The following is a 12,111-nucleotide window of genomic DNA, read 5'->3' on the forward strand; positions in this document are numbered from 1 at the left end:
ATTGATCCGGCCGGAGCCGGCTGCCGATGGCACGAGCCATCAGCCGATTTCAGTTTCCGCCTCGCCGCGGCGGCCCACCCATATGGAATCGAACACATTGCCCTTGGCGTTGCGCAAGAGCCGCCGCATCGCGAGAAAGGCGCCGTCGGCATTGCGCTCGCGGATTGCCTCGTAGACGTCACGGTGCTGAAGGACGGCGTCATCGCCCATGACGGTGCGCCAGCCGAGCGAGAACGAGATGACGAGGCCGGATTCGATCATGCCGCCGGCCGAGCGCAGCAGCGGATTGTGCGAAGCCTCCAGCACGATCATGTGGAAGGCGAGATCGGCCTTGATCTGGTCGGCGCTGCCGCGGTCGCGGCTGCGGATGCCGTCGAGGGCCTTGGCGAGCGCCTCGATCTCCTCGGCCGTCGCCCGCTCGGCGGCCCGCGCCGCCGCGGCCGGCTCGATGATCTCGCGCATCTCAAACAGGGAATGAATGAACTCGTCGCTCGGGAAGGGGTCGATCTGCCAGTGCAGCACGTCGGGGTCGAGCATGTTCCAGTCGGAGCGCGGTCGCACGCGGGTGCCGATCTTCGGCCGCGACACGGTCAGCCCCTTGGCGGAGAGCAGGCGGATCGCCTCGCGCACGGCCGTTCGCGAGACCTTGAACTCCTCCTGCACCTTGGGCTCGGTCGGCAGCGTGTCGCCCGGCTGATACTGGCCGGTGACTATCCGGCGCCCGAGCGTGCTCGCGACCATGTCGGACAGGCTGCCGGTCCGCTCGCGGCCTGTCGTCGCGAGCGCTCGGCTCGTATCCTGGACGCCGCGCATGGCCACACCCCTCCCTGGTCGCGCCTCTGCGCCGCATTCATAGTATGTTTGCCGGGTCGAAAACTCAACCGCGCCGCCGTCATCGGCCCGACATCGCTGTGATCGCAGGCTCCCCGCCGCCATTGGGCAACAGCCTCGGGGAAACACCTTCATGACCGGATTGTTCGATTTTCGCGCCCGCACGATGGGTGCCGCTCTCGTCGTCCTGCTCGCCGCCGGAAGCGGAGCCTCCGCCACGGAACTCACGGTTCTCTCCTTCAACATCCGCGGCGGCGGCGCCAATGACGGCAAGGGGATAGAGGAGACCGTCGCCGCCATTCGGGCCGTGAACCCGGACATCGTCGGCATCCAGGAAAGCCGCGCCGAATCGGTGCCCTGCACCGCCGAGAGCTGCCCGCCCGCCGGCGAGAGCGTCGCCGCCAGGATCGCCGCCGCGCTCGGCTACCAGTTCGTCGACCAGGGCGCCGAGAGCCCGGCGCTGTGGGCGAATGCCATCCTCGCCCGCGTCCCGATCGGGCCGCTGACGCCGAACCGCACCGGCGCCCGCCTTACGATCGACGGCCGCAGCGTCGACGTCTTCAACATCCATCTCACGGATGCACCCTACCAGCCTTACCAGGCGCTCGGCATCGACTATGGCCCCTATCCGGTCCTGAAGACCGCCGACGAGCTGGTCAAGGCGGCAGAGGCGACCCGCGGTCCCGGACTCGCGCTGCTCTTCGCCGACATGGACGCCGCCGGCCCAGCCGACGTCGCCTTCGTCTTCGGCGACTTCAACGAGCCTTCGCATCACGACTGGGTGGACGCGACCGTGCAGGCCGGCCTGCAGCCGCTCGCGGTTCCCTATCCGTCTGAGAAGGCGATCGAGGCGCGCGGTTTCGTGGACACATTCCGGGCCGTCTATCCGGATCCGGTGGCGAAGCCGGGCCTCACCTGGACCCCGACGACGAGCCCGACCGACAAGGACGACCATCACGACCGCATCGATTTCGCGCTGGCAAAGGCGAAGGGGCTCGAAGTCGTCTCCGCCGGCATTCTCGGCGAGAAGACGCCGGAGGCCGACATCGTCGTCACGCCCTGGCCCTCGGACCACCGCGCGACCTTCGCCAAAGTCCGCTTCTGAAAAAAACCCGGCAAGAAAAAACGGCGCGTCCCGCGACGCGCCGTCATCTCTTCGTGCGGAAGGCTCAGCGGGCGCGCTGGCCGAACAGGATCTTCTGCGCTTCCTTGTCGTCGGCAAGATTGACCGGATCGACGGGCGCCTTGATCGCCATGCCGCGCTGCACGGCCGGACGCGCGTTCAGGAGATCGATCCAGCGCTTCACATGCTTGAATTCGGTCGTGTCGAACTGCTGCGTCTCCCAGCCAGCCGCCCAGCCGAAGATCGCCATGTCGGCGATCGAATAGGCGGCGCCGCCGACATATTCGTTGCCGGCGAGGCGACGGTCGAGAACGCCATAGAGACGGTGCGTCTCGTCCTGATAGCGCTTGGTCGCATAGGGGATGCGTTCCGGCGCATAGACCGAGAAATGGTTGCGCTGGCCGAGCATCGGGCCGAAGCCGCCCATCTGCCACATCAGCCATTCCTCGACCGCGACGCGCGCGCGCTCGTCGTCCTGCGGATAGAACTTCCCGAACTTGCGCCCGAGATAGAGCAGGATGGCGCCCGACTCGAACACCGAGATCGGCGCGTTGCCCGGCCCCTCGGGATCGATGATCGCCGGCATGCGGTTGTTCGGCGCGATCTTGAGGAATTCCGGCTTGAACTGGTCGCCCTTGCCGATATTGACGAACTTGATCTCGTAGGGAACGCCGAGTTCCTCGAGCATGATCGAGATCTTCTTGCCGTTCGGGGTCGGCCAGAAATGGAGTTCGATCGGCTTCACCTGCTCTGCCGCCATGATTGCCTCGCTCGCGGAATTGATGCCGGCAGCGTGCCGGCAGGGGATGGTGCCGGCCAGGGGCCGACGGTAACGGACGGTAACATCAGCATCCCGCAATCGCCGCCGGCCCGCAAGGCCGGGCGGCGGCCGCGGCTCACTCGAGGCCAAGCTTCCGCTTCAAGATTTCGTTGACCGCCTGCGGGTTGGCCTTGCCGCCCGAGGCCTTCATGATCTGGCCGACGAACCAGCCGGCGAGCGTCGGCTTGACCTTGACCTGCTCCACCTTTTCGGGATTGGCGGCGATGATGTCGTCGACCACCTTCTCGATGGCGCCGGTATCGGTCACCTGCTTCAGCCCGCGCGCCTCGACGATCGCCTTCGGATCGCCGCCCTCGCTCCAGACGATCTCGAACAGGTCCTTGGCGATCTTGCCGGAAATGGTGCCGTCGGCGATCAGGTCGATGATCGCGCCGATCTGGGCCGCCGAGACGGGGCTCGACGTGATGTCGAGCCCGTCGCGGTTGAGCCGAGCGGCGAGTTCCTGCGTCACCCAGTTGGCGGCGATCTTGGGATCGCGCCCCTTCGCGACCGCCTCGTAGAACTCGGCGACGTCCTTCTCGAGCACCAGCACGCCAGCGTCATAGGCCGAGAGGCCATAATCCTTGACGAAGCGCGCCTTCAGCGCGTCGGGGAGCTCGGGCAGCGAGGCGGCGATCTCCTGCACCCAGGATTCGTCGAGAACGAGCGGCAGAAGATCGGGATCGGGGAAGTAGCGATAGTCATGCGCCTCTTCCTTGGAGCGCATGGAGCGGGTCTCGCCTTTGTTGGCGTCGTAGAGCCGCGTTTCCTGGTCGATCGTGCCGCCATCCTCGATGATCGCGATCTGGCGCCGCGCCTCGTATTCGACCGCCTGGCCGACGAAGCGGATGGAATTGACGTTCTTGATCTCGCAGCGCGTGCCGAGGGGCTCGCCGGGGCGGCGGACGGAGACATTGACGTCGGCGCGCATCGAGCCCTCGTCCATGTTGCCGTCGCAGGTGCCGAGATAGCGCATGATGGTGCGCAGCTTCGCGAGATAGGCCTTCGCCTCCTCCGACGAGCGCAGGTCGGGCTTGGAGACGATCTCCATCAACGCGACGCCCGAACGGTTCAGGTCGACGAAGCTCATGGTCGGGTGCTGGTCGTGCAGCGACTTGCCGGCATCCTGCTCGAGATGCAGCCGCTCGATGCCGATCGTGATCGTCTCGCCGCTCTCGAGGTCGATCGTGATCTCGCCCTCGCCGACGATCGGCTGCTTGTACTGCGAGATCTGATAGCCCTGCGGCAGGTCGGGATAGAAGTAGTTCTTCCGGTCGAATACCGAGCGGTGGTTGATGGCCGCCTTCAGCCCGAGGCCGGTGCGCACCGCCTGCGCCACGCACTCCCTGTTGATCACCGGCAGCATGCCCGGCATCGCCGCGTCGACGAGGCTGACATGCGAATTCGGCGCGCCGCCGAATTCGGTCGAGGAGCCGGAGAACAGCTTCGCGTTCGACAGGACCTGCGCATGCACCTCCATGCCAATCACCACCTCCCAATCCCCGGTCGCGCCGGCGATCAGCTTCTTCGGGTCGGCAGGGCGGGCATGGGCGTTCATCGGCATGGTCCTTCGGATCGTCTCCCGGTTGGGTTAGTGAATCTCGCGGCAGTCCGCAAGGGAAGCGCGGCCGGGCGCTCCCCGGACCGCGTCTTCCGCCGCGAGCCTCCTGCCGGAATCAGTCCACGAAGTCGCCGCAGCGCGGCGCCGGCGCGGTGCCCCACGGCATGATCGGGACGCTGGAGATCGAGTTCTTGGGGCTGCCGTCGACCAGCTTGTCGGAATAGACGAGATAGACCAGCACGTTGCGTTTGGAGTCGCAGCCACGCACGATCTGCATCTTCTTGAACCAGAAGGAACGGCGCTGGCGGAACATCTCGTCGCCCTGGCCGATCTTCTCCTTGAAGCTGATCGGGCCGACCTGCCGGCAGGCGAGAGAGATGTCCGAGGTCTCCTCGGCGAGGCCGAGCATGCCCGAGACGCCGCCGCGCTCAGGCGCCGCGAAGTGGCAGGCGACACCCTCGACCTCGGGATCGTCGACGCCGTAGACGGCGATCTTGTCGTTGGGGGTGACCCACTTGAAGGTCGTCGATTCCTTGAAGATGAGGTCCGGTCCATCGGCGAGCGCCGGAACCGCCCCGAAGGCGGCGAGGACGGCGGCGGCGCAGATGGCGGCGAGCGGGCGGCGCATGGGCATCTCCCCTGTTGAGACCGACGGCTATATAGGCACGCCGCCGGCCGGCGGGAGTGCTTTTACGCCGGAAGGCCGCGCAGCAGACGGTCGCGCCGCATCCAGCGGCCGACCAGCATGACCGAGGTCGCCGCCAGGCCCGACAGGAGGCCGATCCAGATGCCGAGGCCGGCGAAACCGAAGCCGAACGCAAGCGAGAGGCCGATGCCGAGCCCGATGCACCAGTAGCCGACCGCCGCATAGATCATCGGAACGCGCGCGTCGTGCAGCCCGCGCAGCATGCCGGCGGCCATCACCTGCGCTCCGTCGAATACCTGGAACAGCGCGGCGATGCCGAGGAACGAGACCGCGAGCGCCATCACGCCGGCATTCGCCGGGTCGTGGCGGTCGATGAAGATGCCCGCGAGCACCTCGGGGACGGAGAAGATCAGCAGCGCGGTGCAGCACATGAAGGCGGTGCCGAGCGCGAAGGGGGTCCAGCCGGCGCGCGTGATCGCCTCGCGGTTGCCGGCGCCGAAGGCATAGCCGACGCGGACGGTCGCCGCCTGCGAGAAGCCGAGCGGCACCATGAAGCAGACCGCCGCGAACTGGATGGCGATCGCATGCGCCGCGACCGAGTCGGCCCCGATCAGCCCCATGACGAAGACGGCGGCATTGAACACGGTCGCCTCGAGCGCGACGGCGACGCCGATCGGCAGCCCGAGCGCGACGAGGCTGCGGAACTTGGCGAAATCGAAGCGCCAGAAATGGCCGAAGATGCGGTAGCGGCGGAAGCGCGGATGGACGACGCAGACGACGGCCATGCCGGCGAACATGGTCAGCGCCGAGATGGTCGAGCCGATCCCGGCGCCGAGAATGCCGAGCCGCGGCAACCCCAACTCGCCGAACACCAACGCCCAGACAGCGAGCGCATTGACGAGCAGGCCGGCGACGCCGATCACCAGCGACCAGGCCGGCCGCTCCAGCGCGACCACGAAGGAGCGCAGGACGAGATAGAGCAGCATCGGCAGCATGGCCCATTGCAGGCCGCGCATGTAGTGGCTGGCCTCGCGGGCGAGATCCGGCTCCTGGCCGATGGCGAGCAGGATCGGCTCGGCGTTCCAGAGCAGCAGCCAGAACGGAACGGTGATGGCCAGCGCCATCCAGAAACCCTGGCGGACAATGTCGCGCACGGCGCGGACGGAATGCCGCTTCTCGCCGCGCTTTCTGGCGATCATCGGCGAGACGGCCGAGATCATGCCGATGCCGAAGATCAGCATGGCGAAATAGAGGTTCGTCCCCAGCGCACCGGCGGCGAGTTCGCGCGAGCCGAGCCAGCCGATAAAGACGATATCGGTGACGTTGATCACCGTCTGCGCGAGATTTGTGAGGATGAGCGGCAGGGCCAGTGCGATCGTCGCGCGGGCCTCGTCGATCCAGGGGCGTAGAAGGTTTTGCCGCGCGAATGTGGCGGTCGGGGCGGTCATGGCAATCTCGGGCGTGCAGGCGCGCCGGGGGAGCGCGGAATGATCGCCTAATAGGCATATTGGGCAGTGCTTGACCACTCAAAGCTTTAGATGGCCGCCATCACGCGCAAGAATGCAACACTGCCGTGCATGGCCGGTGGGTGAACGCCGTCACACAAGTGACCATCGCGCTTCGCTATGGTAAGAGCATTCTTGCTCCGCCGCCCTTTGTGAAGCCGCCCCGAAGAGACCGGACGATGCGTGTTCCGAGTATGCCTCCCCGCGTCGCGCTAGCGGCCATCGTTCTTCTCGCCCTCGCCGGTGTCGCCGAGGCCGCCTCGCCGGCCTGCCGCGCGCTCGAGGCGCAGCTCTCGAGCCTCCAGAAGAAGAGTTCGCGCGCCGCGGCCTTCGACGGCGCCGCCAGCAAGCAGCGCGCCGCGATCGCCTCGGCCGAGGGTCAGGCCCGGCGGGCCGGCTGCTTCGGGGGCGGCCTGTTCGTGCGCGACCAGTCCGGCTCGGCGCAATGCCGCGCACTCGTCTCGTCCATCGGCAAGATGAAATCCAATCTCGCCAAGCTCGACCGCGGCAGCCGCAGCTCGGGCGGCGGCTCGGGAGCCTCGCGCGAGGCCATCCTGCGGCAGCTCGGCGCCAACAACTGCGGCCCGCAATATGCGAGCTATGTCGCACAGCCGCAGCAGCGCGGCTTCCTGCAGCGCCTGTTCAATCCCGATCCGCTGCCGCGGCAGACCGATGTGGCCGTGGTTCCGGCCCGGCCGGTGACGCGCGACGTCGCTCGGCAGGACGACTATGGCAGCAGCGGCTACGATCTCGGCTTCGGCGGCGGCACCTACCGCACGCTCTGCGTCCGCACCTGCGACGGCTATTACTTCCCCATCAGCTACACGACCCGCGCCGGCAATTTCATGACGGACCAGCAGGTCTGCCAGCAGATGTGCCCGGGCACCGAGGTCGTGCTCTACGCCCATCGCAATCCGGGCCAGGATTCGACGCGGGCGCTCTCGACGGTCGACAAGTCGCCCTATGCCGACCTGCCCAACGCCTTCGCCTATCGGTCGAGCTACAATCCCGGCTGCACTTGCGGCAAGTCCTCGGCGCTCGACATCGTCGCGGGAGGCTACAGCCCGGCGGCGATCGGCCCCTATTCGGCGGCGCTGGCGCCCGTGCCGGGCGCCCGGCCCGAGCAGGGCGAAGATCCGGAGACGCTCGCCAATCGCCGCGGCCAGTTCGACCCCGGCGAAATCGGCAAGCCCAATATCGCGACGCCGGTGGCGTCGCTCACGACCCCGGTGCCGACGGTGACGTCGGGCGGGCCTGTCCGGCGAGTCGGTCCTTCGTACTACTACGCCCAATGAGCGGCAGCAGGCCGGCGAGTTCCGGCCCGTGGTCGAGACCGGTGAGCGCGCGGCGGAGCGGCATATAGAGCGCCCGCCCCTTGCGGCCCGTCGACGCCTTGAGAGCTTCCGTCCAGAGCTTCCATGTCTCCGCTCCGAACGGCTCGGACGGCAGCAGCCGCTCGGCCTCGGCGAGGAACGGTGCGTCTTCGGCAGCGGGCCCGGACGGCGGCAGCGGCCCGGTCACGATGCTCCACCAGCCGGCTGCATCGGCGACACGCACCAGATTGCCGCGGACGGTGTTCCAGAAGGCCTCCCCGCCGCTGATCCCCATCGCCGCCAGTCGCTCCGCGACCGCCTCATAGGGCAGCGCATGCACCAGCCGCGCATTGAGACCGTCGAGATCGGCGGGATCGAAGCGGGCCGGCGAGCGCGAGACCATGGAGAGATCGACCATCGCCGCGAGCGCGGCGAGGTCTCGAGCCGGCTCGATTGGCGCCGAAGTCCCGAGCAGCACGGCGAGCGAGGCGACCGCCATCGGCTCGTATCCGGCCTCGGCCAGCGAGCCGAGCGACAGCGCGCCGGTGCGCTTCGAGAGCCCCTCGCCGCTCGCGGTCGTGAGCAGATTGACATGGCCGAAGACCGGGGCCGCAGCCCCGAGCGCCTCGAAGAGCTGGATCTGCACGCCGGTATTGGTGACGTGGTCGTCGCCGCGGATGATGTGCGTGATGCCGAAGGCGATGTCGTCGACGACCGAGGGCAGCGTGTAGAGGAAGGTGCCGTCCTCGCGGATGAGCACCGGATCGGACAGCGAGGCAATGTCGACGGTCTCCTCGCCGCGCACGAGATCGGTCCAGCGTACCAGACGCGCCGTCTCGTCGAGGCGGAAGCGCCAGTGCGGCCGGCGCCCCTCCGCCTCCAGCCGCGCCCGGTCCGCCTCGGTGAGCTTCAGCGCGGCGCGATCGTAGATCGGCGGCAGGCCGTGGGCCATCTGCCGCTTGCGGCGATAGTCGAGCTCCTCGGCCGTCTCATAGGCGGGATAGAGGCGGCCGGACTGTTTCAGCGCCTCGGCGGCCGCCCGATGGGCGCCAGCATGCCCGGACTGCCGTTCCAGCCGGTCGACCGTAATGCCGAGCCAGGCGACGTCGCGCAGGATCGCCTCGGCGAAGCGTTCTTCCGAGCGCTCGCGGTCGGTATCGTCGAGCCGCAGCACGAAGCGGCCGCCATGGCGAAGCGCATAGAGCGCATTGAACAGCGCCGGCCGGGCGTTGCCGATATGGAGATAGCCGGTCGGCGACGGCGCGAAGCGGACCGTGACGGGATGGTCGGACATGGGCTCGGCGTTCTTTCCAGGTTGGCAGCGGTTTAGCCATCCCCCTCGGAGCGCGCAACCATGGCTCTCGACCGGAGGGACGGCGGCAAGAGCGGCGACCATGCTCGATGCCGCGCTTCGGCAGCCCCTCTCCCCCCCTCGTGGGGAGAGATGGAGAGGGGCGCGCTGCGCGCGTCAACCTATTCGCGTTGAGCTGTAGCGATGACGCGCCGACGTGGTGCCGATCAGCCGTCGATGCTGGCGGCGATCAGGCGGTCGGCGATGGCAGCGAGCGAGCGGGCGGGGCCGTCGGAGCGGAAGATCTGGCCCGCGGCGTTGGCGCCCTCGAAGAGCATCAGCAGGCCGTCGGCGAGTTCGGCCGGGTCGCGCGCGCGCATGTCGGTCGCCATCGCCTCGAGGCGGCGGCGCAGTTCGCGCTTGTTGGCCTCACTGACGGCGCGGGCGGGCGAATCCGGCTCCGGAAACTCGACAGCGGCATTCGTCAGTGCGCAGCCGCGATAGTCGGTCTCGGCCTGACGGCCACCGACGCGACCGAAATAATCGACGATCTGCGCGCGAGGATCGCCCGGATGCGCGTCGACCGCCGCCTGGAAACGGTGCCAGAAGCCGTCCTCGTAGTCGCGGAGATAGGCGGCCGCCAGCTCGTCCTTGGAAGGGAAGCTGCGATAGAGGCTCGGCTTGGTGACGCCGGCGCGCTCGACGATCTCGTCGACGCCGACGGCGCGGATGCCCTCGCGATAGAACAGGCTGCGCGCCGCGTCGAGGATGCGCTCGGCCGCCCGCGGCTTCGTCGCACCACGCTTCTCCGCCGCCTGATCCGGTGTGCCGCTCATCGTGCTCCTTCGCCGCGCCTGCCCCTTGCAATGTAACAGACCGGTACGTAACATCCAAGCACGATACGGACCGGTGAGTCACATGAGCGCCATTGTAAAGCGGCCCTTCGGCCAGAACTACGCCTTCGTCGTCGCGGGCGTCATCTTCCTGTCGCTCCTGGCCGCCGCCGGCCTCAGGGCGGCGCCCGGCGTGCTCATGCTGCCGCTGCAATCCTCGCTCGGCTGGGACCGGACGACGATCTCGCTCGGCGCGGCCATCGGCATCTTCCTCTATGGCCTCGCCGGCCCCTTTGCGGCAGCGCTGATGCAGACCTTCGGGCTGAAGCGCACGCTCGTCTGCGCCCTGCTGCTCATGTCGATCTCGACGGCGCTGTCCTCGATGATGACGGCGCCCTGGCAGTTCATCACGCTCTGGGGCGTCCTCTCCGGCATCGGCTCGGGCGCAGTCGCCCTCGTGATGGGCGCGACGATCGTCAATCGCTGGTTCGTCTCCAATCGCGGCCTGATGATGGGCCTCTTCTCGGCCTCGACCGCGACGGGAACGCTGATCTTCCTGCCGGGCTTCGCGGCGCTCGCGGCCTGGGGCGGCTGGCAGGCGGTCGTGCTCACCATCGCAGCCATCACCGCCCTGCTCATCCCGATCGTGCTGCTGCTCGTACCCGAGAGCCCGAAGGCGGCCGGCCTGCTGCCCTATGGCGCGACGGGCGCGGAGCCGCAGCAGCCGGCGACGACGGGCAATCCCTTCGCGAACGCGATCCGCGCGCTCGTCGAGGCCTCGCGCACCCGCACCTTCTGGTATCTCTTCGCTACCTTCTTCGTTTGCGGCTTCACCACCAACGGCCTGGTCGGCACGCATATGATCGCCTTCTGCGGCGACATGGGCATCGCGGAAGTGCAGGCGGCGAGCATGCTGGCCATGATGGGCATCTTCGATCTGGTCGGCACAACCGCGTCGGGCTGGCTGACCGACCGCGTGGATCCGCGCAAGCTGCTCTTCGTCTATTACGGGCTGCGCGGCCTCTCGCTGATCTACCTGCCCTTCTCGGATTTCTCGGTCTGGAGCCTGTCGATCTTCGTCGTCTTCTACGGCCTCGACTGGATCGCCACGGTGCCGCCGACCGTGCGCCTCGCCAACGAAGCCTTCGGTGACCGCAAGGCGCCGGTCGTCTTCGGGTGGATCGCCGCCGGCCACCAGCTCGGCGCCGCCTCGGCCGCGTTCCTCGCCGGCTGGCTGCGCACCGAGCAGGGCAACTATTTCGACGCCTTCATGATCGCTGGTGCCACCGGCGTCGTCGCCGCGTTGCTCGCGCTGATGATCGCGCGGCCGGGGCGGGGCGCAGTCGTCGAAGGCGCGGCCTGACATGGGCGACGCCGCCGCCCTTTTTGCGCCATGGATGGTGCGCTGGCGGCTCGTCGCCGATGGCGCGTCGATCGAGACGCCGACCAGCAACCTGCTTCCCGTCCTGCAGGACGGCGAGCCGACGATGCTCAAGATGCTGAAACCCACGAGCGACGAAGGCCCAGGCATCGCGGCGCTCGGCTGGTTCGCCGGCGACGGCGCCGTCCGCGTCGTCGCGGCCGAGGGCGATGCGCTCCTGATGGAGCGCGCAATCGGGCGGCGCTCGCTGACGACAATGGCGGTCACCGGTGGAGACGAGGACGCGATCCGCATCATGGCCGCAACCGCCAAGGCGCTACATGCCCCACGCCCCGCGCCGCCGCCGGAATTGCCGACCCTCACGCGGCGCTTCCGCGCCCTCTACGAGGCCCCGCCGGCGCATCCCGTTCTCGCCCGCTGCGCCGCTCGCGCCCGCCGGCTCGTCGAGACCTCGCGCGAGAGCGTGGTGCTGCATGGGGACCTGCACCACGAGAACGTGCTCGATTCGCCGCGCGGCTGGCTCGCCATCGATCCGAAAGGCGTCGCAGGCGAGCGCGCCTATGACGTCGCCAATCTGTTCCTGAACCCGGCCGGCGTCGATCGGCTGGTGCTCGACCGCGCGCGGGCGCAGCGTCTCGCGGCGATCGTCTCGGAGGAACTCGCGCTCGATCCCGCCCGCGTGCTCGGCTTCGCCTTCGCCCATGCGGGCCTATCGGCCGCCTGGTGCATCGAGGACGGCATCGACCCGCGGATCGCCATCGAGGCGGCGGAAATGCTGGAGCCGCTCGCGGCCGGCGCCGCCTAGCG

11 protein-coding genes are annotated in these 12,111 nt (G+C 68.4%); 4 read left to right on the forward strand and 7 right to left on the reverse strand.

Translation table 11 applies throughout. The features are described from left to right. Window positions 1-39: 39 nt before the first annotated feature. Window positions 40-813, reverse strand: a complete 774-nt coding sequence (locus QO015_RS05445; protein ID WP_266280989.1) for a FadR/GntR family transcriptional regulator — start codon at window positions 811-813, stop codon at window positions 40-42. 151 nt (window positions 814-964) lie between these two features. On the opposite strand from QO015_RS05445, the gene QO015_RS05450 reads away from it, so the two are divergent. Continuing rightward, on the forward strand, window positions 965-1,936 hold the full coding sequence (locus tag QO015_RS05450) for an endonuclease/exonuclease/phosphatase family protein (RefSeq protein WP_266280987.1): 972 nt from the start codon (window positions 965-967) through the stop codon (window positions 1,934-1,936). Between the two features lie 64 nt (window positions 1,937-2,000). Here the strand turns inward: QO015_RS05450 and QO015_RS05455 are convergent, their stop codons facing one another. The 4 genes from QO015_RS05455 to QO015_RS05470 form a co-directional block, all read right to left on the reverse strand. After that, entirely contained in the window at window positions 2,001-2,714 is a 714-nt protein-coding gene (locus tag QO015_RS05455; protein WP_266280986.1) for a glutathione S-transferase N-terminal domain-containing protein, read from the reverse strand. Window positions 2,715-2,850: 136 nt separating this feature from the next. Further along, the gene (gatB, locus tag QO015_RS05460) at window positions 2,851-4,332 is read right to left on the reverse strand and encodes an Asp-tRNA(Asn)/Glu-tRNA(Gln) amidotransferase subunit GatB (RefSeq protein ID WP_266280985.1); all 1,482 of its coding nucleotides are present in this window, start codon (window positions 4,330-4,332) and stop codon (window positions 2,851-2,853) included. Between the two features lie 118 nt (window positions 4,333-4,450). Continuing rightward, window positions 4,451-4,963, reverse strand: a complete 513-nt coding sequence (locus QO015_RS05465) for a CreA family protein (protein WP_266280984.1) — start codon at window positions 4,961-4,963, stop codon at window positions 4,451-4,453. Window positions 4,964-5,025: 62 nt separating this feature from the next. Next, entirely contained in the window at window positions 5,026-6,429 is a 1,404-nt protein-coding gene (locus tag QO015_RS05470; protein ID WP_266280981.1) for an MATE family efflux transporter, read from the reverse strand. A gap of 236 nt (window positions 6,430-6,665) precedes the next feature. On the opposite strand from QO015_RS05470, the gene QO015_RS05475 reads away from it, so the two are divergent. Then, window positions 6,666-7,781: a DUF2865 domain-containing protein gene (locus QO015_RS05475; RefSeq protein WP_266280979.1), complete on the forward strand. Its 1,116-nt coding sequence runs from the start codon at window positions 6,666-6,668 to the stop codon at window positions 7,779-7,781. Here the strand turns inward: QO015_RS05475 and QO015_RS05480 are convergent. Both QO015_RS05480 and QO015_RS05485 read right to left on the reverse strand, forming a co-directional pair. After that, window positions 7,705-9,093: a glutamate--tRNA ligase gene (locus QO015_RS05480; RefSeq protein ID WP_266280978.1), complete on the reverse strand. Its 1,389-nt coding sequence runs from the start codon at window positions 9,091-9,093 to the stop codon at window positions 7,705-7,707. The genes QO015_RS05475 and QO015_RS05480 overlap by 77 nt on opposite strands. 224 nt (window positions 9,094-9,317) lie before the next feature. Next, a complete protein-coding gene (locus QO015_RS05485) occupies window positions 9,318-9,926 on the reverse strand; it encodes a TetR/AcrR family transcriptional regulator (protein ID WP_266280975.1) in 609 nt (202 codons plus the stop codon). A gap of 82 nt (window positions 9,927-10,008) precedes the next feature. On the opposite strand from QO015_RS05485, the gene QO015_RS05490 reads away from it, so the two are divergent. Then, window positions 10,009-11,286, forward strand: a complete 1,278-nt coding sequence (locus tag QO015_RS05490) for an MFS transporter (protein ID WP_266280973.1) — start codon at window positions 10,009-10,011, stop codon at window positions 11,284-11,286. Window position 11,287: 1 nt separating this feature from the next. Beyond that, window positions 11,288-12,109 (forward strand): aminoglycoside phosphotransferase family protein, encoded by an 822-nt coding sequence (locus QO015_RS05495; RefSeq protein WP_266280970.1) that lies wholly within the window; start codon window positions 11,288-11,290, stop codon window positions 12,107-12,109. Window positions 12,110-12,111: the final 2 nt, after the last annotated feature.

Origin of the sequence: Kaistia geumhonensis (assembly GCF_030815145.1) — a bacterium.
GTDB lineage: Bacteria > Pseudomonadota > Alphaproteobacteria > Rhizobiales > Kaistiaceae > Kaistia > Kaistia geumhonensis.

Bases quoted from the DNA above. Each gene is read 5' to 3' on its own strand.
- QO015_RS05495 (WP_266280970.1), top strand. From the start codon at position 11,288: ATGGGCGACGCCGCCGCCCTTTTTGCGCCATGGATGGTGCGCTGGCGG.
- QO015_RS05450 (WP_266280987.1), top strand. From the start codon at position 965: ATGACCGGATTGTTCGATTTTCGCGCCCGCACGATGGGTGCCGCTCTC.
- QO015_RS05490 (WP_266280973.1), top strand. From the start codon at position 10,009: ATGAGCGCCATTGTAAAGCGGCCCTTCGGCCAGAACTACGCCTTCGTC.
- QO015_RS05455 (WP_266280986.1), bottom strand. From the start codon at position 2,714: ATGGCGGCAGAGCAGGTGAAGCCGATCGAACTCCATTTCTGGCCGACC.
- QO015_RS05475 (WP_266280979.1), top strand. From the start codon at position 6,666: ATGCGTGTTCCGAGTATGCCTCCCCGCGTCGCGCTAGCGGCCATCGTT.
- QO015_RS05485 (WP_266280975.1), bottom strand. From the start codon at position 9,926: ATGAGCGGCACACCGGATCAGGCGGCGGAGAAGCGTGGTGCGACGAAG.
- QO015_RS05465 (WP_266280984.1), bottom strand. From the start codon at position 4,963: ATGCGCCGCCCGCTCGCCGCCATCTGCGCCGCCGCCGTCCTCGCCGCC.
- QO015_RS05445 (WP_266280989.1), bottom strand. From the start codon at position 813: ATGCGCGGCGTCCAGGATACGAGCCGAGCGCTCGCGACGACAGGCCGC.
- gatB (WP_266280985.1), bottom strand. From the start codon at position 4,332: ATGAACGCCCATGCCCGCCCTGCCGACCCGAAGAAGCTGATCGCCGGC.
- QO015_RS05480 (WP_266280978.1), bottom strand. From the start codon at position 9,093: ATGTCCGACCATCCCGTCACGGTCCGCTTCGCGCCGTCGCCGACCGGC.
- QO015_RS05470 (WP_266280981.1), bottom strand. From the start codon at position 6,429: ATGACCGCCCCGACCGCCACATTCGCGCGGCAAAACCTTCTACGCCCC.